This window comes from Candidatus Thiodiazotropha sp. AKAK2, from assembly GCF_058244685.1.
In genome coordinates, this window is record NZ_JBSYOP010000019.1 from 24,362 (window position 1) to 49,850 (window position 25,489).

Annotated in this window: 27 protein-coding genes; 8 read left to right on the forward strand and 19 right to left on the reverse strand. The window is 53.0% G+C overall.

The window, feature by feature from the left end:
• Nucleotides 1-5: 5 nt before the first annotated feature.
• From AC4IE8_RS07245 to AC4IE8_RS07255, 3 genes are all read right to left on the reverse strand, one after another.
• Entirely contained in the window at nt 6-1,139 is a 1,134-nt protein-coding gene (locus AC4IE8_RS07245; RefSeq protein WP_490790678.1) for an ABC transporter permease, read from the reverse strand.
• Nucleotides 1,136-1,426, reverse strand: coding sequence for a hypothetical protein (locus tag AC4IE8_RS07250; protein ID WP_490790679.1), 291 nt, complete (start codon nt 1,424-1,426; stop codon nt 1,136-1,138). Before AC4IE8_RS07250 ends, AC4IE8_RS07245 begins: the two co-directional genes overlap by 4 nt.
• 77 nt (nt 1,427-1,503) lie before the next feature.
• Nucleotides 1,504-1,668, reverse strand: a complete 165-nt coding sequence (locus AC4IE8_RS07255) for a hypothetical protein (protein ID WP_490790680.1) — start codon at nt 1,666-1,668, stop codon at nt 1,504-1,506.
• A gap of 129 nt (nt 1,669-1,797) precedes the next feature.
• Here AC4IE8_RS07255 and acuR point away from each other — a divergent pair, with 129 nt between their 5' ends.
• Both acuR and acuI read left to right on the forward strand, forming a co-directional pair.
• Entirely contained in the window at nt 1,798-2,430 is a 633-nt protein-coding gene (acuR, locus tag AC4IE8_RS07260; RefSeq protein WP_490790681.1) for an acrylate utilization transcriptional regulator AcuR, read from the forward strand.
• 48 nt (nt 2,431-2,478) lie between these two features.
• Entirely contained in the window at nt 2,479-3,465 is a 987-nt protein-coding gene (gene acuI / locus AC4IE8_RS07265; RefSeq protein WP_068992809.1) for an acrylyl-CoA reductase (NADPH), read from the forward strand.
• Between the two features lie 321 nt (nt 3,466-3,786).
• On the opposite strand, the gene tsaA is transcribed toward acuI, so the two are convergent.
• The 3 genes from tsaA to AC4IE8_RS07280 all read right to left on the reverse strand — a co-directional run bounded on the left by tsaA (nt 3,787) and on the right by AC4IE8_RS07280 (nt 5,358).
• Nucleotides 3,787-4,179, reverse strand: a complete 393-nt coding sequence (gene tsaA / locus AC4IE8_RS07270) for a tRNA (N6-threonylcarbamoyladenosine(37)-N6)-methyltransferase TrmO (protein ID WP_490790682.1) — start codon at nt 4,177-4,179, stop codon at nt 3,787-3,789.
• 62 nt (nt 4,180-4,241) lie between these two features.
• On the reverse strand, nt 4,242-4,787 hold the full coding sequence (locus AC4IE8_RS07275; RefSeq protein WP_490790683.1) for a GNAT family N-acetyltransferase: 546 nt from the start codon (nt 4,785-4,787) through the stop codon (nt 4,242-4,244).
• Nucleotides 4,780-5,358: a TetR/AcrR family transcriptional regulator gene (locus AC4IE8_RS07280; RefSeq protein WP_490790684.1), complete on the reverse strand. Its 579-nt coding sequence runs from the start codon at nt 5,356-5,358 to the stop codon at nt 4,780-4,782. The genes AC4IE8_RS07275 and AC4IE8_RS07280 overlap by 8 nt, the downstream gene beginning before the upstream one ends.
• 132 nt (nt 5,359-5,490) lie before the next feature.
• On the opposite strand from AC4IE8_RS07280, the gene AC4IE8_RS07285 reads away from it, so the two are divergent.
• Nucleotides 5,491-5,913 carry an MAPEG family protein gene (locus AC4IE8_RS07285; RefSeq protein ID WP_490790685.1) on the forward strand — a complete coding sequence of 141 codons (423 nt, stop codon included), beginning with the start codon at nt 5,491-5,493 and terminating at the stop codon, nt 5,911-5,913.
• Nucleotides 5,914-5,935: 22 nt separating this feature from the next.
• On the opposite strand, the gene arsJ is transcribed toward AC4IE8_RS07285, so the two are convergent.
• Complete coding sequence (arsJ, locus tag AC4IE8_RS07290) at nt 5,936-7,168, reverse strand: organoarsenical effux MFS transporter ArsJ (RefSeq protein ID WP_068992823.1); 1,233 nt, start codon at nt 7,166-7,168, stop codon at nt 5,936-5,938.
• A 1-nt stretch (nt 7,169) separates the two neighbouring features.
• Nucleotides 7,170-8,168 carry an ArsJ-associated glyceraldehyde-3-phosphate dehydrogenase gene (locus AC4IE8_RS07295; protein ID WP_490790686.1) on the reverse strand — a complete coding sequence of 333 codons (999 nt, stop codon included), beginning with the start codon at nt 8,166-8,168 and terminating at the stop codon, nt 7,170-7,172.
• Between the two features lie 229 nt (nt 8,169-8,397).
• Here AC4IE8_RS07295 and AC4IE8_RS07300 point away from each other — a divergent pair, with 229 nt between their 5' ends.
• Complete coding sequence (locus AC4IE8_RS07300) at nt 8,398-9,543, forward strand: putative sulfate/molybdate transporter (RefSeq protein ID WP_490790687.1); 1,146 nt, start codon at nt 8,398-8,400, stop codon at nt 9,541-9,543.
• Between the two features lie 360 nt (nt 9,544-9,903).
• Here AC4IE8_RS07300 and AC4IE8_RS07305 read toward each other — a convergent pair whose 3' ends face one another.
• The 11 genes from AC4IE8_RS07305 to AC4IE8_RS07355 all read right to left on the reverse strand — a co-directional run bounded on the left by AC4IE8_RS07305 (nt 9,904) and on the right by AC4IE8_RS07355 (nt 21,377).
• Nucleotides 9,904-10,332 carry a DUF4399 domain-containing protein gene (locus tag AC4IE8_RS07305; RefSeq protein WP_490790688.1) on the reverse strand — a complete coding sequence of 143 codons (429 nt, stop codon included), beginning with the start codon at nt 10,330-10,332 and terminating at the stop codon, nt 9,904-9,906.
• A 420-nt stretch (nt 10,333-10,752) separates the two neighbouring features.
• Nucleotides 10,753-12,009, reverse strand: a complete 1,257-nt coding sequence (locus AC4IE8_RS07310; RefSeq protein WP_490790689.1) for a (Fe-S)-binding protein — start codon at nt 12,007-12,009, stop codon at nt 10,753-10,755.
• Between the two features lie 18 nt (nt 12,010-12,027).
• The gene (locus AC4IE8_RS07315) at nt 12,028-12,669 is read right to left on the reverse strand and encodes a hypothetical protein (protein ID WP_068992841.1); all 642 of its coding nucleotides are present in this window, start codon (nt 12,667-12,669) and stop codon (nt 12,028-12,030) included.
• The gene (locus AC4IE8_RS07320) at nt 12,666-13,757 is read right to left on the reverse strand and encodes a formate dehydrogenase subunit gamma (protein ID WP_068992843.1); all 1,092 of its coding nucleotides are present in this window, start codon (nt 13,755-13,757) and stop codon (nt 12,666-12,668) included. Before AC4IE8_RS07320 ends, AC4IE8_RS07315 begins: the two co-directional genes overlap by 4 nt.
• A 370-nt stretch (nt 13,758-14,127) precedes the next feature.
• Nucleotides 14,128-14,757, reverse strand: a complete 630-nt coding sequence (gene fdh3B, locus AC4IE8_RS07325; protein WP_069002854.1) for a formate dehydrogenase FDH3 subunit beta — start codon at nt 14,755-14,757, stop codon at nt 14,128-14,130.
• A gap of 27 nt (nt 14,758-14,784) precedes the next feature.
• Nucleotides 14,785-17,682 (reverse strand): formate dehydrogenase subunit alpha, encoded by a 2,898-nt coding sequence (locus AC4IE8_RS07330; protein ID WP_068992846.1) that lies wholly within the window; start codon nt 17,680-17,682, stop codon nt 14,785-14,787.
• 18 nt (nt 17,683-17,700) lie between these two features.
• Nucleotides 17,701-17,913, reverse strand: coding sequence for a hypothetical protein (locus AC4IE8_RS07335; RefSeq protein ID WP_068992850.1), 213 nt, complete (start codon nt 17,911-17,913; stop codon nt 17,701-17,703).
• Nucleotides 17,914-17,960: 47 nt separating this feature from the next.
• Nucleotides 17,961-18,626: a molecular chaperone TorD family protein gene (locus AC4IE8_RS07340; RefSeq protein WP_083226114.1), complete on the reverse strand. Its 666-nt coding sequence runs from the start codon at nt 18,624-18,626 to the stop codon at nt 17,961-17,963.
• A gap of 96 nt (nt 18,627-18,722) precedes the next feature.
• A complete protein-coding gene (locus tag AC4IE8_RS07345) occupies nt 18,723-20,333 on the reverse strand; it encodes a 4Fe-4S dicluster domain-containing protein (RefSeq protein ID WP_083226115.1) in 1,611 nt (536 codons plus the stop codon).
• Nucleotides 20,330-20,872 (reverse strand): DUF3306 domain-containing protein, encoded by a 543-nt coding sequence (locus tag AC4IE8_RS07350; protein ID WP_068992853.1) that lies wholly within the window; start codon nt 20,870-20,872, stop codon nt 20,330-20,332. The genes AC4IE8_RS07345 and AC4IE8_RS07350 overlap by 4 nt, the downstream gene beginning before the upstream one ends.
• Nucleotides 20,859-21,377, reverse strand: a complete 519-nt coding sequence (locus AC4IE8_RS07355) for a DUF3305 domain-containing protein (protein ID WP_068992856.1) — start codon at nt 21,375-21,377, stop codon at nt 20,859-20,861. The genes AC4IE8_RS07350 and AC4IE8_RS07355 overlap by 14 nt, the downstream gene beginning before the upstream one ends.
• A gap of 279 nt (nt 21,378-21,656) precedes the next feature.
• On the opposite strand from AC4IE8_RS07355, the gene moaA reads away from it, so the two are divergent.
• From moaA to AC4IE8_RS07375, 4 genes are all read left to right on the forward strand, one after another.
• Nucleotides 21,657-22,679, forward strand: a complete 1,023-nt coding sequence (moaA, locus tag AC4IE8_RS07360) for a GTP 3',8-cyclase MoaA (RefSeq protein ID WP_490790690.1) — start codon at nt 21,657-21,659, stop codon at nt 22,677-22,679.
• Nucleotides 22,680-22,689: 10 nt separating this feature from the next.
• Nucleotides 22,690-23,574 carry a formate dehydrogenase accessory sulfurtransferase FdhD gene (locus AC4IE8_RS07365; RefSeq protein WP_068993022.1) on the forward strand — a complete coding sequence of 295 codons (885 nt, stop codon included), beginning with the start codon at nt 22,690-22,692 and terminating at the stop codon, nt 23,572-23,574.
• 15 nt (nt 23,575-23,589) lie between these two features.
• Nucleotides 23,590-24,504: a substrate-binding domain-containing protein gene (locus tag AC4IE8_RS07370; protein WP_490790691.1), complete on the forward strand. Its 915-nt coding sequence runs from the start codon at nt 23,590-23,592 to the stop codon at nt 24,502-24,504.
• 216 nt (nt 24,505-24,720) lie between these two features.
• Nucleotides 24,721-25,152 carry a hypothetical protein gene (locus AC4IE8_RS07375; protein WP_068992863.1) on the forward strand — a complete coding sequence of 144 codons (432 nt, stop codon included), beginning with the start codon at nt 24,721-24,723 and terminating at the stop codon, nt 25,150-25,152.
• Nucleotides 25,153-25,489: the final 337 nt, after the last annotated feature.

The window sequence follows — 25,489 nt, forward strand, 5'->3', positions numbered from 1 at the left end:
ACGAACTACCGCATGACCAGATCAGGATCCGTTATGGAGGCCCGCCAGACAGGCACGATGGTCGCCAAGGTATAGGGCAACACGGTAAAGAAAAACAGCGTCGCAAGTTGCAGACCATCCACTGAAGGGGTTATCTGAAAACTGGGATAGAGAACAGACCAACCTTTTAGCACAGGCTCAAACAGACCGGCCGAGGTATAGAACACATGTAAGTAGGCGGCCAAATAGCCAATAAGAAAAGCCATCAGGGAGATGATCACCCCCTCCCAGAACTTCATCCGCATCACTTCGCCAGTCTCCCAGCCAACCGCTTTCAGGATACCGATCTCTTTACGTTCCTCGGCACTCAAACCGGAAGCTTTGTCCCAGGCGAATATGACAAAAGCGAGTACTGAGCCGAGCAACAGAATCAACATCACACCCTGCCGCCAGGAGAAGAGACTCTCATAGGTACGCAGGATCTCCGCTCTGAGTATTGGCCGGCTGTCCGGCAATAACCGTGTCAGTTTCTCTGCAATTTTTTGTATCTCCCGGGGATTTCTCACAGACAACACCAGATCGGTGTAATATGACTCATCAATACCGAACAATCGCCGATAGCCCACTGAACTGATCAGTAACAGATCACTACTGATCAGTTCTGATTCACTCTCCAGCAGCCTTACCACCCGAAAAGAGAATGCTTTGCCTTCATGTGACCGTAGTGTCAGATAGTCACCAACTGACAAACCTCTGGTTCGGGCTATCCCCGCACCAATCACAATATCGTTAATCGATAGATTATCCTGTTCACTGACCATCACTGTATAGTTGGCCTTGACCGCAGGATCGTAGTAGTAGCCCCACAAGCGGCCACGCTTTTCAGTGACACCACGCAGCTTACCGATTCTGTGCAAATACTCTGCCGGCACCATGACACTTCGCCCCGCCTGTATCCGTTGCACAATGATTTCCGGAGAGTCGGCCAGCAGAGCAACAGCTTCGCTGCGCATGGCATGACTGAACAACATCACTGAAGCCAGCATGAATATGATCATTGTGTAGACTGACAGCAGACCGAGACTCTTCCCCTTGTGGCGCATCATTGTGCCCAAGGTATAGTCGATAAAATAACGTTGCTTGCGCAGTATGGTGATCATGGTAAGGAACCGTTCGATGGTTGTAGCAACGAACCTGTGGGGAAATGCTCCAATGCGACGGGATGATCCTGGAAAGCGGAGTGGATATCGGCCTGCGAGGGATGTCTGGTATAGCGGGCCTCGGTGAACAGCGCCAGGTCGGTCAGACCCAGTCGGCTGACCAGCTCAGCCGACTCAGCTGCCTGCGGTAAAACTTGCCCATTCTCTATCGCAACATCCACAAGGCTTGCAATAAAACCTGTCAGCAACACCAGCAGACAGACAAAAAAGGTGTTGGATCTCTTCATCGAATAAATGACAGCGCCATGCAAAAATCAGAAACTGGCTAGAGTCTAGCCGGCCCGCTTTCCATCTCTCATTGACATCAATCATTAATCAAGTTTTCACCGTTTTTTTGCGTCATATGACCCAATTCAGGGCTTGAAAAATAAGGCATTTCACTCGATACCAGAAAATTAAGATCTCCAGCCAAAAATTTCTCTACAGCGATACGCTCCTTGAAACGCAAAACAGGTCCACAGGCTGACATGGATCATCCATTCAATTCTCCTCAGAAGAGACTGGCTAGCTGTCGCCGGTCAGCTGAGAGGAGCCCCCGACCTTGTCACCGGAGCTACTGCTGTTTGATTTTTATAGACGATCGGTCTAATATTTCCCCATGAGCTCTGCCATCCCTCTGAAACGACGTCGCGGCCGGCCCCCGAAAGACCAGGCCGGATTTAATCAAACCAAAGCTGAACTGATTCGTTCAGGTATGGAATTGCTCACCGAAAAAGGCTACAGCGCCACCGGCATTGATGAAATTCTGCGTCGTGTCGGGGTGCCGAAGGGCTCGTTCTATCACTACTTCAAAAATAAGGATGCCTTCGGCTCGGAACTGATCAGTAACTATGCAAAATTTTTCAAGCACAAGCTGGATAAATCACTGGGCAATCGATCTCTCCCTCCTCTGCAGCGTCTGATTGCATTCATGCAGGATGCGATAAACGGCATGGCCCGGCATCAGTTCAAGCGGGGCTGTCTGGTTGGCAACCTTGGCCAGGAGATGGGCGCCCTGCCCGAACCATTCCGCATACAACTGATCGAGGTCTTTGAAGACTGGCAGCAGCGACTGGAAGCCTGCCTGGAGGAAGCCAAAGCGGCTGGCGAGATTTCCCCCACAACAGATTGCAAGGCGTCAGCCTATCTGTTCTGGACAGGCTGGGAGGGAGCGGTATTGCGTGCAAAACTCGAACGCACTCCTAGTGCATTGCAAAGTTATGCAGATTTTTTCATAAACAGTCTGAAATAATTTTTTATTGTTTTTACCTGACGTTTGTCTAACCAATGAGGCACAGATATGTTCAAAGGCGTTCTGATTGACAAGCAAGACGAGAATTATACAGCCACGATTTCCGACATCGATGAAGCGATGCTCCCGGAAGGTGATGTCACCATCGATGTGCACTATTCATCCATCAACTATAAGGATGCCCTGGCGATCACTGGCCAGTCACCGGTTGTAAGACGCTTTCCCATGGTGCCTGGTATCGATCTGGTGGGAACGGTCAGCAGCACCACTCACGGGGATTACCAAGCCGGTGATCAGGTAATCCTGAATGGCTGGGGTGTGGGTGAAAAGCACTGGGGAGGACTGGCGCAAAAAGCCAGAGTGAATGGCGATTGGCTGGTTCGACTACCAAAGTCGTTACAGCCGAAAGAGGCCATGGCGATCGGCACAGCCGGCTATACCGCAATGCTCTGTATCCTCGCATTGGAAAGAAACGGCATCACACCGGACATGGGGAATATCCTGGTGACTGGAGCATCGGGCGGTGTTGGCAGTGTTGCGATTGCGATACTGTCAAAACTGGGTTACTCAGTGATTGCCCTGAGTGGTAAAGCTGAAGCGGAGTCGGCTTTTCTGAAGGAACTGGGTGCTACAGAAATTATCGCAAGCGAAGAACTCGCTCAACCGGGTAGACCACTGGCCAAAGAGCGCTGGGTCGGGGTGGTCGACGTGGTTGGCTCCCATGTACTGGCCAATGCCTGTGCCAGCACCCACTATGGCGGCGTGGTCACCGCCTGCGGTCTGGCGGGCGGTATGGACTTTCCGGCAACGGTAGCCCCCTTCATCCTAAGAGGCGTCTCTCTGATCGGTATCGACAGCGTGATGTGTCCAAAAGTGACACGCCAGCAGGCCTGGGACCGCCTCGAGCAGGACCTGGATCTCAGTAAGTTGAGCAATATTGCGGAAGAGATCGGGCTGTCTGAAGTGATTGAGACGGCAGACAATCTACTTGCCAGGAAGATCCGGGGTAGAAGAATTGTCGATGTGAACCGGTGATTGAGAGCTGATCTGACACGCAAGTGTCAGATCAATCAGCGTTCACCGTGCTCGTAACGGCTTGATGAAGCCATTGGCAATAGAACAGTGACAGTAGATGCTCTGATCTTGACCGAACTATTGCACTGCTTCAGTGCCCGATAAAATCTCTATACCGCTGGTCAGCTGTTCGAAAATGCTACTCTGTTTGTAATCCCCGGCCGATAAGCGGCGATTAAGCGTACTGATAAATCCAGAGCATTTGAAGATAAAGGAATAATCATTGCCAGGACCACATACAGCCTCATTTAATCTTCATACAATTCCATATTTTTATTAAGGCTATTCCTGGGGAATGGCAGGTTTGATATCCAGTAGATGGGTGCCGTTCAGGCAATCAAGGCCCTTCACAAAGACCACACCATCTTCAATAGCCTCGATCGGCAGCACCGCTGCGCCAATAGGGTTAGGCCTGTGGGGGGAACGCAAAGCAAAGGTACCGATCCTCTCGCCACCCTGATTACTCTCCTGCTGTATTGCGCCCCTGTCAGTATTCTCAAACCAGTAGAGAATCAGGATCTGCTGTCCCTTCTTCAAACCAGACAGGCCATCTATGTAGGTATCATAAATCACCAGTTGGCACAGCGGACCATTCAAATTTACATTGTTCGGACAATCCTCTAATGTCCTGTATGGGCTATTGATATGCCCAATAAATTTTAAGTTTGCGCTCATCAGGCTGTGCTCCCGAACAGATTATTTTCCCCTTTTTATTCACATCAAGAGAAGGAAAGATTTTACTGCACAATGATGTCCACAATTACAAAAGATCCATCAACCGAAGTCTTTTTACTTTCGAATCGCTTGCAGAGTGCCAGCATCGCTGAATTACTCATCAGTATATATCCCCGCAATGTCTGGAAACCATTCAGTTTTGCCGATTCGATCAATTTATTCAGCAATTGATAGCCAACCCCCAGCCCCTGATAGTCGTCAACCACCGTGATGGCAAATTCAGCCATCCTCGCTTCATTGGGTAAGTTGATGTATCGGGCGATGCCAATACCACTCTCCTCATCCTTACTGGTTATTGAGGCGCACCAGGCCACCCGGTCCTTACCATCCAGATCAGTCAGATAGTCAAGCTGTTGATCTGTCAAATGATCCAGTACAGTGGCAAAGCGGCTGAAACGGGAACGGGCGGACATATGCTGGAAACCGATCTCGATCTGCTTTTTCAGAAATTCCGCGGTGTGTCGGGTATTGGGTTCCACACAGGGTTGTACCCGGCACTGGATACCGTTCTTCATGACAAATTCAATGGCAGGAATGGAATCAGTCACCGGCTATCAATTTCTCTGCAATCTGCTTGCAACTGTGCAGCAGGCGTTTGGCCAACCTCGGATCATCGATTGCACGACTGATTGCCACTCCACCAATCATCATGGCGGTTACAGCGTAGATATCATCACTGGGCTTCTTTGTCTCCTCCATAGCCTGACGGCTGATGTAACGATTCATGCTCTTGTAAATGCGGGTATAGGCATGTCTCACGTCAGATTCACGGGTGGCGATATCGGTAACCAGGAAGGCAAGCGGACAGGGACTCTCATCACCTTCTACATGGTCCAGATTCAGATAACCCTCCAGCACTCCCTGAAACCACGCCTGCCCCTGTTTGCCATTTCTCAAATGGGCAGTGAAACGACCGTGTTTCGCGGCATGAGTCATCGCCTCGATATAGAGCTCACCTTTGCTGCTGAAATGGGCATAGAAACCTCCATGAGTCAGACCGGCATCCTGCATGATCTCGCTGATCCCGGTCTTTTCATAGCCCTGCTGTAGAAAATATCGTACCGCACTATCGAGAATACGCTGACGACTCTGCTGTTTGTGCTCAGCGGTATAAGGCATGGTTATCAGGGCCTGTTAATCAGTGGCTGAATCATGAGATGAAAATAGCACATGCCAATAATATTATCTTGATCATATTTAGGAACTGACTAGGATCCCTGATGCAACTTCAATGCAAACCTAAGGATAGTCATGAATCATTCACAAATTCTGTTACCAATGATCTGCCTGGTACTGATAACCGGAGGCATGGGGGTCGCCCTGATCGCTGCTCGCTACAAGGCGGTCAAAGAGGGCTCATTGAGCATTGCCTACTTCAAGTACAACCGGGGTGGCCGACCACCGCAATATCTGATCAAAATCAGCCACCATTTTCAGAACCTGCTGGAAACACCACCGCTTTTCTATCTGAGTACGATTGTTATTCTGCTACTGGAGAAATCAGATCCCATCTATCTGGGGTTGGCATGGTGCTACCTCGCTTCACGCATGATCCACAGCTGGATACACTTGGGAAGCAACAATGTGCTGCATCGAAAGAATGCCTTTATTGTCAGCTATCTATTGATTTTCATTATCTGGATTCGGTTGCTATTGCAACTGATGGTGGGTTAAAGAGACCATGCGCACCGGCGGATCAGTGACTGTCGGCTTTCAGCGGTTGATTTTCATCCGCCCCAACCTCGGGCAAACGGAAGGAGAGCAAAGCGGCCAGAATCACAAACAGCGCCGACCACCAGAGACACCCCTGAAGGCCATACGTCTGATAGATCAAACCGGACAGCACGGTACCAATCAGCCTGCCTCCGGCATTGGCCATATAGTAGAAACCCACGTTCATGGAGACCTTTTCATGATCCGAGTAAGCCAGGATCAGATAGGAGTGAACCGCTGAGTTGATGGCGAAGACAATCCCGAACAGAACCAGACCCACGACCAATACCTGCTCCGCCGGCCAACCCTGATTCAGTGCCATGGCTATGGCAGCCGGTAACAGTGCCAGCAGAAAAGCCCACAGGCGCGCCGTTCCCCCACCTGGCCCCTGCCCCTGGTGAACCCGCCCAAGCAGTTTGGGAACACTGGCCTGAACAAAGCCGTAGCCGATAATCCAGAGTGCCAGAAACCCACCAACCTGAGTGAAACTCCAATCCAGCACTTCGTAGAGAAACACCGGCAAACCGACCACAAACCAGACATCCCGGGAGCCAAACAGAAAAAAACGCGCCGCGGAGAGCCAGTTGATTGCTGCCACCTTGGAGAAGACCTGGGAAAACTTCGGCTTCGATTTCATCTTCCCGAGTCCGGCAGGAAGCATCAATGAAGTCGTAATCAAAACCAGCAACAGCATCCCGGCCAAAACAGCCAGTGCACCGCGAAAACCGATCCATTCAAGCAGCGCCGCTCCAATGAAATAACCGGCCCCTTTTAAGGCATTCTTTGAACCGGTGAGTAGCGCCACCCACTTGAACAGTTTGGATTCGCCGCCGTCACGCACCATCGTTTTGACCGAGGCTTTGGCAGACATCTTATTCAGATCTTTGGCAATCCCGGAGAGTGCCTGGGCGATCATCACATAGACCACCGAGAGCCAGGCATCGGGTACGGTCAATGCCATCAGAGCAACCACCTGCAGCCCCATGCCGATATGCATGGTCAGATTGAGGCCGATACGCGCACCCAACCAACCGCCAACCAGGTTGGTGACAATGCCAAAAAACTCATAGAAGAGAAACAGCATCGCTACTTCAAACGGGGAGTAGCCCAGCAGGTGGAAGTAGAGCACCACCAACATGCGGATTGCCCCGTCGGTGACGGTGAAGGCCCAATAGCCCCCGGTCACCACCAGGTAGTTACGTACACCTTGATCCATCTTATCCTGCGGCCACTTTACGCACGATATCGATCAGTCGATTGGCATAACCCCACTCGTTGTCATACCAGGCATAGATCTTGACCTGGCGATCATCAATCACCAGGGTGGATGGGGCATCCACTATCGAGGAGCGTGGATCGTTGACATAGTCGACCGAAACCAGTGGGCGCTCCTCATAACCCAAGATACCTTTCAACTCCCCTTCTGCAGCCTCACGAAGATAGCCGTTCACCTCTTCAGCCGTAACCGCCCTGGGCGCCTCGAAGACAAAATCGGTCAATGACCCGTTCAACAGTGGCACCCGTACAGCATGGCCATCGAGGCGCCCCTCCAGCTCAGGAAAGATCTTGGTAATCGCCTTGGCAGACCCGGTCGTGGTGGGAATCAGCGACTGACCACAGGCGCGGGCTCTTCTTAGATCCTTATGCCCTCTGTCGACGATGGTCTGGGTATTGGTGATATCGTGGATGGTGGTCATGCAGCCATGCACGATACCGATCTTCTCATGCAGCACCTTCACCAGAGGTGCCAGACAGTTGGTGGTACAGGAGGCCGCGGTGATCAAATGGTTGACCTGCGGATCATAGAGATGGTCATTCACCCCATACACCAGATTCAAGGCACCTTCGGTGGGTGCAGCAACGACGACCTTCTTCACCCCCTGATCGAAATAGGATTGAAGCCGTTCCGGTTTCTTGTGATGTTTGCCTGTGGCTTCAATAACAATATCGCAACCGGACCAATCGGTCTCATCGATCGTTGGATTGGATGAGTAACTGAGACTGCTCTCATCGACCCTCAGCGCTGACCCTTCACCCTGGCATTGGCGATCCCAGACGCCATGCACTGAGTCAAACTGCAACAGATGGGCGGAACAGCCGGCATCACCGGCAATTTCATTGATTTGGCAGAACGCCAGATTCGCGTCGTTCCAGCCTGCTCTGAGGCCCAAACGACCCATACGCCCAAAACCATTGATACCGATGCGTGCTTTCAAAATATGCCCCCCAACTAAGCATGAATATAGACAAATCAACAGAACCGGGCAGATTGTGCCGTGATTTTATTGCAATCTGATGACAAATAGCCCGATTGTTCGAGTGGAGCGGAGTTTACAACCCCAGTCTCATCCATCGACGATTAGGACCTTCAACACCATTGAGGCCCATCACAAGGATATGCTAACTGTTTGGTCACCACTTTGATATGTGTCCTATACTCGGAGAGTGTTTCAATCTTTCAAGTCGCACTCAAAACATCGATATCTTGGAGACCTGTCCGGCGCGTTTGCCGATCTTGGCACCTTTCTGCCGATTGTCATCGGCGTTTTAACCTTACAAAAGGTCGATCCCACTGGGTTGTTGATCGGCTTTGGTCTGTTCGCCCTGGTTGTGGCTGCGGTCTATCGTCGCCCGATTCCAATCCAACCGATGAAGGTGGTTGCCGCCATCGCCATCACCCAGAGCCTGGATGCCCAGACGATCGCGGCCACCGGTTTTCTATTGGGACTTACCGTTGTTCTGCTCTCGCTGTTCGGCATTCTCGATCTGCTGGCACGAAAAATACCCACCCCGGTTATGACCGGGATCCAGCTCGGCGTCGGATTGATGCTCGCATGGGCCGGTATCGGGCTGGTCATTACCGACCCCTGGACCGGAATCGTCGCCACAGGATTACTGTTTCTCCTGCTGGCCACCCCCCTGAAGCCCATTGCCGCCGTGGCGATTGTCATCGGCGCCTGCCTCTGGAGCCTGTCGACCGCACAGAATCCGCTGACAGACTTACACCTGGCTCTGCATACCCCCAACTGGACCAGCTTCGGCTGGCCTCAACTTGGTCTCTCGGCACAGACCATTCTACTCCCCCAGCTCAGCCTGACACTGACCAATGCCATCCTGGCCACAGCGGCCATCGCCGGCCACTATTTCCCCGAGGATAAACAACGCATCTCCCCGACCAGACTCGGTTTCACCACCGGTGCGGTGAATCTGCTGCTGGCCCCATTCGGTGCTTTTCCCATGTGCCATGGCGCCGGAGGGCTGGTAGTACAACACCGCTTCGGTGCCCGCAGCTGGCTGGCGCCAGCGCTTTTCGGCATCACCATGATCACCCTAGGGGTATTGCTCGGCCCACAGGCACTGCAGATTCTCCTGCTGATCCCCCTGGCAGCGGTAGGTGCACTGCTAATCTATGCGGGACTCGATCTCGCCTGGCACAAATCACTCACCTCCTCTACGCCACTCGATCTGAGCGTCATACTGCTGACCGGAATCTGCTGCGCAACGATCAATGTGGCTGTCGGTCTACTGATTGGCTGGGGCTGGTTTCTGATCGGTCGATCCCTATTCCTAAATAAGAATAGAACAGAGTGACACCACTTGATCTGCAGATCATTGAAGCATCGATTCAATGGATCTGGAGGTTGATGGAGAATTAGGGCGTCGTGAACAACAGCTGCCGAGGCATACCGGTGAACGGTATTAACAACATAACGTATGAAAGGGAATCCAATAGACTCTGTAGCACCCTAGTGTCGATTAGGCAAGTATTCAGGAAATAGAGCGATTGTATAACCAACAGACGTTATCGGCCATGCCTATAGGGACCGGGTTATTTTCCCGGTTTCGATAATGAACTGGTTAGAGTCCGTACAAAGAGGATGACCAGAGTTTAAAATAACATTTCACAAATGGTGATTGCGATTCTTCCACACCAATCATCCTCAATGATTCCTATTTCACCATAATCATGATTTTTTCAGAGATAACCGGTGGATTAAACGGTACATGGTTCATATCGCCCAACACCAGTTGCAGACTGTGTTCGCCTTTAGGGAGCTCCAGAGTAACCTCGGTCTGACCACCACCAAAGTGACGATGCCTATCATCGGATGGCAGTGGTTGATCCATCGCCGGCATCTTATCCACATTGATCAACAGATGGTGATGACCGGTCTTGGCTTTGTCTATCCCCGCTGGAGCAACTCCCATACCTTTCAAACCGAAGGTAACAGTCACCGGCCCGGAAAGGGTTTCACCATTCTTCGGTGAAATGATATAGAGATGGGCACCTTCGGGGGCCGGTGTACCAGCCAACAGAAGCGGCATCCCCACCAGCATGAGAATGAGTCCTGAGAACACTTTAGTCAGATTTGAAATCATGGTTTCCTCCTCGGATGATTTTTTTAGTACCTTATATTGAGGACCTGTTAATGTTTGCACGCTTGATCCTAACAGTCCTACTTATAAGTTTGTTGTTGCTGGGATCTCATCAATGAGTCGGATCCAACCCCATTGATCACCAAACTTCAGCAGCCCATCCAGCCCACACCAGGTAGAGATTCGAGTTTACCCGGGCTGATATTAAGACAGTCACTCAGCTTGATGGTTGAGTGAGGATAACCCTTGAGAATTAGGTAAATATTTGGCCTTGGATCTCTGCATCATATAGATCAGTCAGTTATCACACAGCTGCACCTCTTCACCCCGACAAAGGCCAGGACATATGAGAATCGATGGAATGTCACCGATACTCACTGCAATGGCGCTTCGATCTTAGGCTCTCCACGAATTGGGTACTATTCACTCTTCAAGGTGCTCGGCCAAAAGTTCGGTCAGACTGATCACCTCGGCATCCATTTCATAGTGTTCGATACCCTCCTCCAGGATGATCCTGCAGTTGGCGCAAGCAGTAACCATGGTATCCACCCCGGTCTGATCGAGCTGTCTCTTTTTACGGGTGAAAACCTCCAGCCTGAGTTCTTCGGCGCGCTCATTGGCACTCACTCCACCACCACCACCGCAACACCAATTCATCACTCCGTGATCCGGCATCTCTTTGAAATTGTCTGCCACACTGTTGAGTAACACCCTGGGCTGATCCACCACACCACCCCGACGAACGATCTGACAGGGATCATGCAGTGTCATCGGGGTCTGCTCGGTGGACTTCAACTTCAACCGCCCTTCCGATTGCAACTGCTCCAGCAGTTCCAGGATATGTACAACTTCAAAATTGAAGGCCCTGCCGATCAGGTTTGGCCCTTCCCAACGAATCGCAGTATAGGCATGTCCACACTCCGGGCTGACAACATATTTCACACCCAGATCTTCCGCCGCCTCCACCACTCTGCCTACCAGTTCAGCTGCAATCTCTTTATTACCAATCTGAATACCACTGTTGGTCGCTTCATAGGCTTTGCTGCTGATGGTCCATGAGACACCGGCACTCTTGAAAATTCTTGCGATGCTTTCGATGTACTCCGGAAAATTGACAATCTCCATGGAGGAGAAGAGTGTCATGTAATCGGCACCCTGTTGGTCCACCGGGATGGTCAGCCCCGTATCCTTCTCCACATGGGACAGGGTGGCCTGTAGGGTCTTGAAGGTAACGCCCATTGGGCTGCCAAATTTCAGCGCACGCCGGGAAGCCTCTTTCATTCCTTCCGGTGCGTAACCTGCGACAGAAAATGCTTCACGCTGCTTACGGATCATATAAGTGATATCGTTACCCACCGGACAGACCATGGAACAGCGCCCACACAGGGTGCAACTGTCATAGACCAGAGTCTCCCAGTCGGCAAAATCCTGCTCGGTGAGTTCTTCACCCATACCCAGTGAAGCACCGAGCTTACCCCAGAAAGTCTTCTCACGGCGCCAGAGTTTCTTCATCGGCTCCAGCTTATAGATCGGCGTAAAGTGGGGATCCCCGGTCTCCGTATAGAAGAGACAGGCCTCGGCACACAGTCCGCAATGGACACAACTGGAAAAGTAGGAAGCGACTTTCGCATCGAGCTGCGCCTTCATTGCTTCCACACCAAGGTCAAAGGTTTCACTCATCGACAGGTCTCCCAAATTCTATGCGTTTACACCTTTACGTCCCATGGTCGCGCCGGTATATCCCCGGCTCATGACAAAGGTAAAGGCATGCATCAACTTGCTGAATGGAAAGTAGAGCAGCAGCAGTTCAGCCAGCAGCAGATGCAGAAGGCGCAATGCCTCGAAGGACTGGGCGAGTGCCAGGCAACCGCTCAGCATCACAACAAACACCAGTATGGCTCCCACATGATCATCCAGATCGGAGAGTAACCTTGTGACTGGATTGAGCAGTCGATACAGCCACAGAAAGATCAAACCGGCGAACGCCAGTTCTGCCGATACGATGAATGCCCAATAGGGCATTGCAGGCCAGGAGAAACCGGTAATCCGCTGTGCAAAAAAATCGATATGGGGTTGTGCGAAAAAGAGCAGCGCGAACAGCCCAAGATGAAAGGCATAGCCGGCGATCAGTTGCAGTTTACCCCGTTTTGTCACGGTACGCTCAGGAACAAAACGGCTGAACATCGCACGAAAAGCACCATTGCCCGCACTGCCTTTCGGTACAGCAAGATCGCTTCTGACACCACTCAACAGAATGGATACAATCCGCCAGATCACACCGATCACAAACACAGTCAGTGCGAAGGTCCAAAGTGGCCCATCGATGAATTCCCCGATCATTTGCCATGCTCCTGAAGATGCAGCTTGACCCCGCCTGGGGGTTCGCTACGCCTTAATCGCTCCACCGCCTCATTGGAGAGATCCTCGCCACGCTCGATTACTTCAGTTGCCCAATGGTCATGGTGCTCCTTGGCCCAGTTAAGATCACAATAACCGGTAGTCATGCCTTCCAATGCGCCCTCCATGCCTACTGAACCGATATAGATGTGTCCCATGATCACCACAATCATCAACAGTGCCCCAAGTGCATGAGCCACATGAGCGAGTTCCATCCACTCTCTTCCCTGACCAAACAGTGGAAACACCAATACAAGGCCTGAAGCGATGATCAGACCACCGACCAGGATCAGCAACCAGAACATGCTTTTTTCGCCCATATTGAAAAAATTGGACGGTACATGTTTGCTACCGATGATCCCCCCGCCCCGCAGCAACCAGCTCAGATCGCCTCGTTGGTAGATATTGCGTCTGACAAAGCGGAAAAAGATCAGTACCACGGCGATCAGAAACAGGGGTCCCATCAGGTTGTGCCCCTCTTTGCAGGCCGATGCCAAGATAGAAAACGCCTCCTTGCCCATCAGCGGAATCAGCACCGGTCTGCCAAACAGAAGAATCAGTCCACTGATTGCAAGAAACAGAAAAATCGAGGCCACAAACCAGTGGATCATCCGTTCATAGGTGGTATATCGAAACAGTTTACGATCCGATGGGCCGCCTTCGATTGGCACCTTGCCTCTGATCATGTAGAAGATACCCAACAGGATAAACACACCAGCCAGTATCGAACCGCCGATCGGTATCAATTGCTGCATACGGAACTTACGCCAGGTATCCCCATAGGCATTGATCAAAACACCGCTATCGACACCCCGCACCTGGGAGTTACCGATATTACCCCCCTCTCTCTGACGTACATCCCGCCATAACTCTGCAGCAGGGTTAAGTACCATCACGGAAGGCATTTCCCGGCCGCTCTTGGTCTCTGCAATGATCTCGAGAGGCAGGCTGTAGAGCAGCAGAAATACCAGTAATCCGGTAAATGAGATGCGCCCCATATAGCGACTTATCCTCTCACTGTTATTAATCATTAACCTCATCCTGGTGGCCTGGTTTTTGTTTAGTCCGCTCATCAATGTGAATAAACACAAATCTGTTTTTACTGATGGTTGGTAAGCAGGTGATTGAAGCGTCATCTCCAGCCTGCACCCATCAGTTATTTTTAAATAAAACCGTTTATGTGGTCTCTTGAAAATCGGTCATTGTAAAAAGCGCCGAATCCATCTGATCGATTTTCCCGATTCCGGCCTAGCTTGGGGTAACTCTCTTCAGATCAATCAGAACCTCCTGGAGCCTGCGTTTTAAAAGCAACAAATTGACGATTAAACCCTGCCAAGTCACTCAATATTGCAAGGTGCGGCGAGGCCGCACCCTACGATATGTTTGAGGACTTTATCCTTATCACTCTTTCGAGCTGCTTTTACCGCTCATGTTTTTCGGCGCCCTGAATGAGGACTCCCGATAGGAGACACCCCGGGCCATCACACTGGCACTGCGGTTGATGATGCGACTGCGATAGACGTCGGAGATCACATCCGCATCACCGGCAAGCAGGGCTTTGGTGGAACACATCTCTGCACACAGTGGCAACTTACCTTCAGCAAGTCGGTTCGAGCCATATTTACGATGCTCATCCGAGCTGTTGTCCGACTCCGGACCACCGGCGCAGAAGGTGCATTTGTCCATCTTGCCACGGGTGGCGAAGGCGCCATCTTCCGGAAATTGAGGTGCGCCGAAAGGACAGGCGTAGAAGCAGTAACCGCATCCAATACAGATGTCTTTATCGTGCAGCACCACGCCATCCTGGGTGGTATAGAAACAATCCACCGGACAGACTGTTGCACAGGGGGCGTCAGAACAGTGCATGCAGGCCACTGAGAGAGAGCGTTCTCCCTCATCCCCGTCGTTGATGGTCACTACCCGACGACGGTTGACTCCCCAGGGCACCTCGTTTTCATTCTTACAGGCAGTCACACAGGCATTGCATTCGATGCAACGTTCAGGATCACAATAGAATTTCATTCGTGCCATGTCGTATATCCTCTGTTAAACCCGCGCTCAGGCTTTCGTGATGCGACACAGGCTGCACTTGGTTTCCTGCATCTGTGTAACGGAGTCGTAGCCATAGGTCATGGCCGTGTTACAGGCTTCGCCCAACACATAGGGATCGGCCCCTTCGGGATACTTATCGCGCAGATCCTTGCCCAGGAAATGGCCGCCGAAATGGAACGGCATAAAGGCCACACCGGAGCCAACTCTGCGGGTTACCATGGCTTTCACCTTGATCTTTGCGCCTTCGGCACCTTCCAGCCAGACATCATCGCCATCCTTGACTCCGGCGTTGTTGGCATCCCTCGGATGCATCTCGACAAACATATCCTGCTGCAGTTCGGCCAGCCAGGCATTGGAGCGGGTCTCATCGCCACCGCCTTCGTACTCAACCAGACGCCCCGAAGTGAGAATGATCGGGTAGTCCTTCGAGTAGTCCTTCGCCTGGATCGATCCGTAACGCACCGGTAGACGATAGAAGGACTTGCGGTCTTCATAGGTGGGATACTTCTCCACCAGATCTCTGCGACTGGTATAGAGTGGCTCCCGATGAATCGGCACCGGATCGGGGAAGGTCCAGACCACGGTACGGGCCTTGGCGTTACCGAAAGGTGCGCAGCCATGTTTGATCGCCACCCGCTGGATGCCGCCGGAGCGGTCGGTCTTCCAGTTCTTACCCTCCGCAAGGGCCTGTTCTTCGGGGGTCAGATCGTTCCACCAACCAAGCTTCTTCAACAGTTTATCGGTAAATTCCGGATAGCCGTCCTTGATCTCCGAGCCCCTGGAATAGGCACCGTCCGCCAGCAGGCTGACGCCGTTGCGCTCCACCCCGAACCTGGCTCTGAAGGTCAGGCCGCCGTTGGCCACCGATTTACTGGTGTCATAGAGATTCGGTGTTCCCGGATGACCCATCTCAGCGGTGCCCCAACAAGGCCAGGGCAGACCGTAGAATTCACCATCACAGGGACCACCCTCTGCCAGCAGTGAGGTATAGTCGAAGGTGCCCCAGTTCTGCTGTTGCTTCTTCATCCGTTCAGGACTCTGACCGGTATAGCCGATGGTCCACATGCCTCTGTTGAACTCCCGGGTGATATCCTCGATCAGCGGTTCATCGTTGGTCACCTTGATGTTCTTGAACAGTTCGTTGGCAAATCCGAGTTTGTTTGCCATCCGATACATGATGGTATGGTCCGGTAATGACTCGAACATCGGCTCGATCACTTTATCCCGCCACTGCAAGGAACGATTTGAAGCGGTCACCGAACCATAGGTTTCGAATTGGGTTGCCGCCGGCAGCAGATAGACACCGTCGGTTCGATCATGCATCACGGCAGAGACGGTGGGATAGGGATCGACGATCACCATCATATCCAGCTTCTCCATCGCCTTTTTCATCTCCGGACCACGGGTCTGACTGTTCGGCGCATGTCCCCAGAGCACCATCGCCCGCACATTATCCTTTTGTGCAATGTTGCCCTTCTCTTCCAGAACACCGTCGATCCAGCGGGATACCGGTATCCCCTTGGTGTTCATCACTGGAACATCCTTACCCTTGGACTGTTCGTAGCTTCCCTGATCGAAGCGCCCTGCGATGTAGTCGTAATCCACATCCCACACTTTGGACCAGTGGCCCCAGGCTCCTTTCGAGAGTCCGTAATAACCGGGCAGTGTGTGGGAGAGCACACCGAAGTCTGTGGCACCCTGAACATTGTCATGTCCACGAAAGATGTTGGTGCCACCACCGGAAACCCCCATATTGCCCAGGGCCAGCTGGAAGGCGCAGTAGGCGCGTGTGTTGTTGTTGCCAATGGTGTGCTGGGTGCCACCCATACACCAGATGAAGGTGCCCGGGCGATTATCCGACATGGTCTTTGCCGCGGCATAGACCTGGTTCTCAGGCACACCGGTTACCCGCTCCACTTCATCGGGTGTCCACTTGGCCACCTCTTTTTTCACCTCTTCCAGACCATAGACGCGCTGACGGATGAACGTTTTATCCTCCCAGCCGTTTTTGAAGATGTGATAGAGCATGCCCCAGATCAGCGGCACATCAGTACCCGGACGCAAACGCAGAAACAGATCCGCATGGGCTGCGGTACGGGTAAAGCGTGGGTCGATGACGATCAGCGGTGCGTTGTTCTCCTCTTTGGCCTTGAAGACATGCTGCAGGGAGACCGGGTGAGCTTCGGCAGGATTCCCGCCGATAATGAGAATCGCCTGGGAATTGTGAATATCGTTGTAGGAGTTGGTCATCGCGCCGTAACCCCAGGTGTTGGCAACACCGGCTACGGTGGTGGAGTGACAGATGCGCGCCTGATGATCCACATTGTTGGTGCCCCAAAAGGCGGCAAATTTACGGAACAGATAGGCCTGTTCGTTATTGTGTTTGGCCGATCCCAACCAGTAGACCGAATCGGGCCCGGACTGCTCACGAATCTCCAGCATCTTGTCGCCGATCTCATTGATCGCCTGTTCCCAGGAGACCCTTTTCCATTTGCCGTCGACCAATTTGGTAGGGTATTTCAGTCGACGTTCGCCATGACCGTGTTCTCTGACCGAGGCCCCTTTGGCGCAATGGGCGCCGAGATTGAAGGGGTGATCGAAGGCCGGTTCCTGGCCTGTCCAGACACCGTTGTGCACCTCGGCTATGATGCCGCAACCCACAGAGCAGTGCGTACAGATGGTCTTCTTCAGCTCGACCTGGCCACCTGCTGTATCCGTGGCGGCTTCAGCCCGTTTGATCATCCCAGGGGTAAAACCTGTGGCCAGCGCGGCACCGCCAGCCATCAAACCTGAATTACGCAGAAAGCTGCGCCGACTCATCGTCTTGCCAGCAGCTGATTGCTTCGATGGCGCCTGGGCTTTGTTGAGTTCGGTTACAGAGTCAGAGATCTTGTGTAGTTTCATTCCGGTACCCTCGATGACTCAACGGATCGTGGTCTTGTAGTAGGCAGCAATATGAGGTGTCAGTCGATAACCTTTCTGAGACTCCGACTTCTCCTCACTGGCCTCATCCAGAGAGGCGGCTGTCAGACCGGGAAGAGCGGCTATGGCGGCCACACCGACACCAGCTCCGGCGGTACCCCGCAGAAAGGCCCTGCGTTGGTTATCCGGTGTTTGTCTGGACTTCTTATTCATCGACTCTTCCTCCGTTGGATAGTCATTCGATCATTACTGGTTTCACTTCATACGGTCATATTCAGGTAGCGCTTTTCCAATGCCATATAGGCGGATCCGAAGCGTCCCACGGCCTTATAGAAGACAGCTGACCTGGCTTCACTCAAATCCGTAAAAAACCGCTCCAGCCAACCGGCCATATGGGCTTCGAAAAACTCTGCCTGCAACTGAAAGGGCTGTGATTCCTGAATCAGGATGGCCATCACTTCACACAGTGCCGCCACATGATCTTCCGGTTCGGTAACACCTTGCTGGCGTTGAAAGCCCAAACGGACCAGATCATCACGCAGGCGTCCCAATGGCCTCTCCATCAGAAAACCAGTCTGATACCAGGATCCGTATGGCACCAGCTCTCCCCGACCCATGCCGATAAACAGATTGTGAAACTCATCGTCAACAGCGCCACAGTTCGAACTTGCCGCCGACAGTCCCAACATGGTCATCGACAACGCCAACTCATCAACCTCCGAAGTCAGCTCGGTGAATGCGGAAACCTGACTCAGCACCTGCTGATCCGGTGGATTCCTAAGCAATTGTGCCAACATGCCATAGGCACCGACCCGACACTGCTGCTCTTCATCCAGACCAATCACCTCACCGGCATAGCTTGACTCTTCGGTTCTCCACTGGTTGTTAATTGAGTTGTTTTGCGTCCTGGGGCTCAGGTCATTCATCACACGCTCCTCGGATAAAGCAATTGCAAGCCGTGGACCAAATCCACGGGTAAAAAAATGACAAAAGGGGAATTGAATGGCGTAGCATCGGTGGTTTTATTGGCGAATCTGTCCATCCATCGCGTCCGGGTCTTGGGCAATATCAACCACTCGGCACTCATCACAGAGACTCAGACGCCTGATTGCCCGTTCATTTTGAAACATGTAGTGGTCACTGAGTCGGCTGCGCATCTTCTCGATCACCGAATGGGTCGCGAAGGGCTTGCCACAGGAGACACAGTGAAATGGCTGCTCTTCGTGCAGGGTACGCGGCTGCTTTCTGCTCTCAGCATCGAACAACAGCCTGGGGGCAATCGAGATCGCATCCTCGGGACAGGTGCTGGTGCAGAGACCGCACTGCAGGCAGTTGGCCTCGACAAAGCGGAGTTGCGGCTGCTCACCCGAACCGCTCTGCAGTGCTTTCCCCGGACAGACACCGACACAGGAGAAACAGAGGGTGCAGGCGTGGCTGGAGACCGTGACACTGCCGAAAGGAGCACCCTGACTCAGACTGGCCATGGGTTCCGCCTGTTTTGACTGGCTGTAGAGGTGGTCGATTGCCAGATAGGCGGTCTGACGCTTATCCCCAAGTCCGGAAAAACCGGCTGTTTCCAACTCAGGCATCTGCGAATGGGCTTCAACCTGGTCTGGCTGGACCAGTCTGATCACCCCGGCAGGATAGCCCATGGCGGTCAGAATCTCTTCAGCGGTGGTCAATTGCTGCTGCAGGGCGTCACTCACACCGGCGGACATCTGCTGACGATCCACCAGCCAGACCGCCCTGGCGCCATAAGCCAGAGCCGAGAGCCAGACCTCCAGCCCCACACTGGCCAGCTCTTCCACCTGCATCACCAGGTGATTGCCCAGCGCTGGCTCTGCAAAGGATTGATCGCCCTCCCCGGTGATCAGCAGCAGCGGATCCACGCCTCCCGCGTCACGGTAAACAGAGAGTAGTTTTCGCAACCGCTCCAGGGTGTCCTTTACACTGGGGTAGACATAGCGTATTGCACCGCTTGGGCAGACTGTGGCACAGGCTCCTCCGCCCTGACAGAGATAGGCGTTCACCTCGATGGTCTCAGCCAAGCTGCTGATGGCTTCCGCGGGACAGACATCGAGACAGCGGCTACAGGCTGTTTTTCCCGATCGACCATGGGCGCAGATCTGCGGGTCGTAATCGAAATAGCGAGGCTTTTCGAACTGCCCTTTCATCTCCCCCATTGCACCAATCACCTGATCCAGTTCTGCATCATCCCCGGCACAGTGGAAATAGCCAGGCGGTGTCATTGCCCGATCCAACAGGGGCTCAGTGGATAGATCAAGAACCAGATCCACAGCCAGAAGCTCATAGTTGGCCTGCCCGGCCTCTCCGAGATGGATCTTGAAATCTCCCAGATAGCCATCAATCTCAATCGCCCGCCCCCCAAGCGGCACCAGCGGCGCCCCCGGCTCTTCGGCGCCAGCGGTGAGTATTACCATGGGGTGCAACTGATCACCCAGCCCCGGGGCAACCTCCATCGCCCGGTGATCACCGATCACTGCCAAACGCCCGCGGCTCTGGTAGTTAACCAGCCCTGTGGCCTCAATTCTCACCCGCCCCATGGCGGCCTGGGCCTCACGCCGGGCCTGATGATTGATCTGTTGAATGGTGTTGTTGTTCGTCTCGTTCATGCGGGGGTCTCTCGGTTGTCATTGCCATCGTCATCGGATGGTTGTTGGTCAGTAGGCGGATGCGGATCCTCCGCTGAGGTTTCATCCTTGCTCTCCACTGCAGCCGTTGCAGACTCACCCGGTTCCGCCTCAGCCAGGGCCTGCTGCTCCACTTCTTTCTGCTCTTGCACCTCTAGCTGATGCTTGAGATCGGCGGTGATCACATCGCCGAGGGCTTCGAACTTGGTAAAGTCCTCCGCATAGTCATCCAGGCCGTCACAGAGATTGAAATCACTGCCGTGGAAGAGTTTGCGCAAGGCTATCTTACGAAGCGGCTCTGAGACTTTGGGAGAGAGAAAACCGCTGTAGTCGGAAGAGTCGTTGAGCGACTCCAGGGGTGGCATATCCTCATCACAGGGTTGTTCCAGCGGCTGTTCCGCTTCGGCCTGCTCGACCAGAGGCTGCTGAGAGGCCAGTTTTCGATCTGACCAGCGCCTGATAAAATTCTCATCACGGCTGTTTCGCAGCTCATTCAGAGGCTTTTTTTCATCCCGCTCCATGAGAGTCCCTCTCAGACTTTCGCCAATCCGCCCGTTTGCGTTTGCTGCGCTTGGTTGGCACATAGTGGGCAAGTACAAAGGCCTCAGCCCATTGATAGATCTCGGCCGGAACCGGAACGGCGTAGATTGCCTCATCACCCTCCAGATAGGCGTGAGCCTCATCAAAACTGAAACTCACCATAAACGGGGTCGGTGTACCGTCATCCGACATATCGGCAACCACATAACAACAGGGGTTTGCAGAGAGCAGATTGTGATAATAGCTTTCGCACTCATCCTCATGCAGCCTGAGCTTGAAACCGGCATGCAGGTAACGGCTGGTCTCCTGCTGCTCGTAAATCATCTCCGCCTGTTTCGAATTGGCCGTTGTACCGGTTGCCAGCACACCCACGGCTTCCCATTGATAGGGCTGCCATCGATTGGCGCTGGGTGACTTTTGCGTAATCACCGATAGCGAGAACTCCCGGGGCAGGTCGTCACCGATTCTCTTCTGTGATGCAGACATGCTCGACACCTCCTGATAGGAACCTTCTGGAGTGAACCGCAAGTTATGTACCAGAAAGCCGATGTGGAAAATCGGCAGAGAATTCACGGCACCGGAAAATAATCCAAAAATTGGAGCTGTGGCAAAACAGGGCAAAATGTCCCGTTCTTATTCACTGAGTGAGACATTTAATACCACCACCTGCTCTCACCCCACGTAGCATGGGCCTTAAATGGGGTATAGGAATCCGGTATGACTCTTGCTCATAGAGAACAAGCGCTTATTGAGAGACCCTGATCCATGTCCGAAACAAATAATAAACCGGCCGCTGAAACCCATCGCCTGACTGACCGCTTCAATCGTCAGATCACCTATCTGCGTATCTCGGTCACTGACCGCTGTGATCTACGCTGTGTCTATTGCATGTCTGAAGATATGAAGTTTGTCCCCAGGTCGCAGCTGCTGACCCTGGAAGAGCTCTATCGGGTAGCCCGGAGTTTCGTTGAGATGGGGGTGCATAAGATCCGCATCACCGGCGGCGAGCCTCTGACTCGACGGGGTATCATGCAGCTGTTTCAGGCACTCGGCAGACTGCCCGGCCTGAAAGACCTGACCCTGACCACCAACGGTACCCAGCTGCCCCGCTATGCCAAGGCTCTGAAGACCGCCGGAGTTACCCGGATCAACATCAGCCTGGATACCTTGCAGGCGGATCGTTTCCACGAGATGACCCGGGTTGGCGAACTACAACGCACCCTGAACGGTATCGACGCCGCCCTGGAGGCCGGTTTCAAACGGCTGAAGATCAATACGGTGATTCTCAAGGATCGCAATCATGATGAAGTGGTCGACCTGGTGCGTTTCGCAGAAGCTCGCGGTATGGACATCAGCTTCATTGAAGAGATGCCGCTTGGGGTGATCAGCGATCATGATCGGCAACAGGTCTACTACTCTAGTGACCAGGTTCTACAGGATATCCAGCAACACTACGAAACGATTCCAACCACTGAAACCACCGGTGGACCGGCCCGCTACTATCGCCTGAATGGTTCGCAAAGCCGGGTGGGATTCATCTCACCTCACAGCCACAATTTCTGCGAACACTGCAACCGGGTGCGCCTGACAGCAGAAGGGCGGCTATTGCTCTGTCTAGGCCAGGAGCACTCCATGGATCTGCGCCGTGTGGTACGCGCCAATCCACTTGATGACGCCCCCTTGCGTCAAGCCATCATCGATGCCATGGAGATCAAACCCAAAGGACATGAGTTTGACCTCAGCAGCCAGCCGGTGCTGTTCCGGCATATGAATGTTACCGGAGGATGAGGTGACCGCAATGAACAAGGCAAATGAGTACACTCATCGCCCGCAGCTTACCGATGCCGGCCTGAGTGCCGCCCACCCTGCCACAGCTGTAGATGAATACGGTGAGATACGCCGCGGCCGGGTAGCCGCAGAAAGGGCGCTGACCGTCTATCTGGATAAACAGGAGATCGTGACTCTGATGACCCTGGGCACCCGCCCGGAGATGTTGGTATTGGGTTGGTTGCACAACCAGAGACTGATCAAGACAATCGATCAGGTCAAGGCCATCCAGGTGGACTGGGAGACCGAATCAGCCGCCGTCACCACCTTTGACGGCATTCCGGACCTGCAACAGAAAACCGCCCGCAAAACGGTGACCACAGGCTGCGGTCAGGGCACGGTTTTCGGTGATCTGATGGAGGATCTGGATAAAATCGAACTACCCCAAACCACCCATCGGCAATCCGGGGTCTATGCCCTGCTGAAGAATCTCAGCAGCTATAACGAAGTCTATCAGCGAGCCGGCGCCGTACATGGTTGCGCGCTCTGCCGGGGTGCCGAGATCCTGCTGTTCATCGAGGATGTGGGACGACACAATGCGGTGGATGCGATTGCCGGCAATATGCTGCTTGATGATATTCCCGGCAGGGACAAGCTCTTCTACACCACCGGACGATTGACCTCGGAGATGGTGATCAAAGTCGCGCAGATGGGCATACCTTTTCTGCTTTCCCGTTCGGGTGCCACACAGATGGGCGTGGAACTGGCCAAGCGGATCGGGGTGACCCTGATCGCACGAGCCAAGGGTAAGCACTTTTTAATCTATAACGGTGCAGAGAATATTACTTTTGACGCCATACCGCCGGTGCGTTATCAGACCAACCATAAGAAACCGGTGGAACACGCCAAGAGTTGAATTTAAGGAGAGGATATGGCTGCAGTGATCTCGCAAGACCAGCATGTATTCATGAACGTCAAACAGGTTGCCGAATACCTGCACCTTAACGAGAAGAAGATCTACTCTCTGGTCAACGAGGAGCGTATTCCGGCAACCAAGATCACCGGCAAGTGGCTGTTTCCCAGAGAACTGGTAGATCGCTGGATGCTCGATTCCGCCCATGGTGGCCTGATGACCAACCGGCTGGTGATTGCCGGCAGTGACGACCCCCTGCTCTATCGACTGATCATGAACTTTGCCCAAGAGACCGGTGCCCATGCCCTGATCAGCTACTCTCCGACCGGTACCCGACTCGGCCTGGATCTACTTCAAGCGAACCGCATCGATGCCTGCGGGATACACTGGGGACCCAACCAGGAGAGCAACACCCGCCACCCGGCCCTATTGCGTCAATATCCCCAGTTCAGGCAATGGGTGCTGATTCGTCTGTTTCGCCGGGAACAGGGCTTGATGGTCAATCGCACACTGGGTGAACTCAGGCCGGACACCAAAACCCTGCTGGAAGGCAACCATCGCTGGGCAATGCGACAAACCGGTGCTGGCGCACAGCGTTTTCTACTCGAAGTACTCAGCCAATACAGTGTCAACATCGAGCGATTGAACTCGGTCTGTACTGCCCTATCAGAGCGGGAAGCAGCCGCCAGTATCGCCATGGATCAGGCCGATGCTGCACCAGGCGCGCGCGCGGCCGCGCAGGAGTATGGTCTCGACTTCATACCTTTCGGCTGGGAGTCCTTCGACTTGGCACTACCGAGAAACATCTGGTTCCGTCGCTTGTTCCAGGATCTGATCAATCGTCTTCGCTCAGCCGACTGCCAGGCCATGGGTGAGCATCTTGGGGGCTATGATCTGAGCGAAGCGGGTGAGCTTGTGTGGGGGGATGAGTAGCCTGTCAGTTTCTTATCATCTTAAGAATAAAGAAGTCCGCAAATGGACGCCATTCTCCGCAAACTCCCGCAATCCTAAACATGAATAGGAAGAGATAAATCCAGGTCTTCATGGCCTGGCGACTCACTGCATCACGATTTCACTCAAAAAAACACTCAATGGTATGATGGGCTCATCCACTTATCGTCGCCGCTTTCACAATCGACAGGCCTTAATATGAAAACAGGTTATCTGGTACTGGAAACCCACCCTGATCACGTCGGCATGATCAGAGCCAGAATCAGAGATGAGCTGCCGAATACCCAGGAATCTGAAGCGGGCTCCGAGATTCGATACATCGCCCGTTTTGATGATATCGAAGCGGGTCTGATGCACTTGCATAATCAGCTTCATAACAGACTGGTCGATCTGGACAGCCGACTCTACAAAACCGAAGTTTCCCATGCCATCTCTGCGGTGGAATCGGATGATCTGCGCCATCAACAGGTGTGGATCGATCCCACCATAGACACTCAGACAAGGGCCGCAATCGATGCGGAAACAGCACAATTCAAACGTCGCCACGCCATCTGGAACCGAACCTGGATGATCGTCGGCGGCTTTTTTGTGCTGCTGTTTTTGTTCCTCAATTTCATCAGTGGAGTCTAGTCTGCCAAGGCCTGTAGACACACTCGCATAAACCATAGCTCTCTTCTGCTATTGGCCGCAAATGGACGCCAGTCATCGCCAATGGATAGGAAGAATCAGTCCGCAAATGAACGCGAATAGAAATAGTCTCTGGGGATGGTTTGAACTCATAATTCAAGATCCCCAGTCACTGCTGTCTGGTTAACTCAATATCAGCCGAAGCGATGCATTAAAGCCCCTCTCCCTTGATGGGTGTATAGACCGGAGACATAGGTAACACATGTTCGGAGACATGGGTAACACCTGAAATAAACTGTATGACAAATTCTCAATGGGAGATGAGTCATGCCGTGGGAAG

What these genes read in the sequence shown, in the direction of transcription:
- AC4IE8_RS07285 (WP_490790685.1), top strand. Translation starts at nt 5,491, where the DNA reads ATGAATCATTCACAAATTCTGTTACCAATGATCTGCCTGGTACTGATA.
- AC4IE8_RS07250 (WP_490790679.1), bottom strand. Translation starts at nt 1,426, where the DNA reads ATGAAGAGATCCAACACCTTTTTTGTCTGTCTGCTGGTGTTGCTGACA.
- AC4IE8_RS07365 (WP_068993022.1), top strand. Translation starts at nt 22,690, where the DNA reads ATGAACAAGGCAAATGAGTACACTCATCGCCCGCAGCTTACCGATGCC.
- AC4IE8_RS07355 (WP_068992856.1), bottom strand. Translation starts at nt 21,377, where the DNA reads ATGTCTGCATCACAGAAGAGAATCGGTGACGACCTGCCCCGGGAGTTC.
- AC4IE8_RS07320 (WP_068992843.1), bottom strand. Translation starts at nt 13,757, where the DNA reads ATGATTAATAACAGTGAGAGGATAAGTCGCTATATGGGGCGCATCTCA.
- AC4IE8_RS07350 (WP_068992853.1), bottom strand. Translation starts at nt 20,872, where the DNA reads ATGGAGCGGGATGAAAAAAAGCCTCTGAATGAGCTGCGAAACAGCCGT.
- tsaA (WP_490790682.1), bottom strand. Translation starts at nt 4,179, where the DNA reads ATGAGCGCAAACTTAAAATTTATTGGGCATATCAATAGCCCATACAGG.
- acuR (WP_490790681.1), top strand. Translation starts at nt 1,798, where the DNA reads ATGAGCTCTGCCATCCCTCTGAAACGACGTCGCGGCCGGCCCCCGAAA.
- AC4IE8_RS07315 (WP_068992841.1), bottom strand. Translation starts at nt 12,669, where the DNA reads ATGATCGGGGAATTCATCGATGGGCCACTTTGGACCTTCGCACTGACT.
- AC4IE8_RS07280 (WP_490790684.1), bottom strand. Translation starts at nt 5,358, where the DNA reads ATGCCTTATACCGCTGAGCACAAACAGCAGAGTCGTCAGCGTATTCTC.
- AC4IE8_RS07255 (WP_490790680.1), bottom strand. Translation starts at nt 1,668, where the DNA reads ATGTCAGCCTGTGGACCTGTTTTGCGTTTCAAGGAGCGTATCGCTGTA.
- AC4IE8_RS07345 (WP_083226115.1), bottom strand. Translation starts at nt 20,333, where the DNA reads ATGAACGAGACGAACAACAACACCATTCAACAGATCAATCATCAGGCC.
- AC4IE8_RS07245 (WP_490790678.1), bottom strand. Translation starts at nt 1,139, where the DNA reads ATGATCACCATACTGCGCAAGCAACGTTATTTTATCGACTATACCTTG.
- AC4IE8_RS07370 (WP_490790691.1), top strand. Translation starts at nt 23,590, where the DNA reads ATGGCTGCAGTGATCTCGCAAGACCAGCATGTATTCATGAACGTCAAA.
- AC4IE8_RS07375 (WP_068992863.1), top strand. Translation starts at nt 24,721, where the DNA reads ATGAAAACAGGTTATCTGGTACTGGAAACCCACCCTGATCACGTCGGC.
- AC4IE8_RS07330 (WP_068992846.1), bottom strand. Translation starts at nt 17,682, where the DNA reads ATGAAACTACACAAGATCTCTGACTCTGTAACCGAACTCAACAAAGCC.
- arsJ (WP_068992823.1), bottom strand. Translation starts at nt 7,168, where the DNA reads ATGGATCAAGGTGTACGTAACTACCTGGTGGTGACCGGGGGCTATTGG.
- AC4IE8_RS07310 (WP_490790689.1), bottom strand. Translation starts at nt 12,009, where the DNA reads ATGAGTGAAACCTTTGACCTTGGTGTGGAAGCAATGAAGGCGCAGCTC.
- moaA (WP_490790690.1), top strand. Translation starts at nt 21,657, where the DNA reads ATGTCCGAAACAAATAATAAACCGGCCGCTGAAACCCATCGCCTGACT.
- acuI (WP_068992809.1), top strand. Translation starts at nt 2,479, where the DNA reads ATGTTCAAAGGCGTTCTGATTGACAAGCAAGACGAGAATTATACAGCC.
- AC4IE8_RS07305 (WP_490790688.1), bottom strand. Translation starts at nt 10,332, where the DNA reads ATGATTTCAAATCTGACTAAAGTGTTCTCAGGACTCATTCTCATGCTG.
- AC4IE8_RS07335 (WP_068992850.1), bottom strand. Translation starts at nt 17,913, where the DNA reads ATGAATAAGAAGTCCAGACAAACACCGGATAACCAACGCAGGGCCTTT.
- fdh3B (WP_069002854.1), bottom strand. Translation starts at nt 14,757, where the DNA reads ATGGCACGAATGAAATTCTATTGTGATCCTGAACGTTGCATCGAATGC.
- AC4IE8_RS07340 (WP_083226114.1), bottom strand. Translation starts at nt 18,626, where the DNA reads ATGAATGACCTGAGCCCCAGGACGCAAAACAACTCAATTAACAACCAG.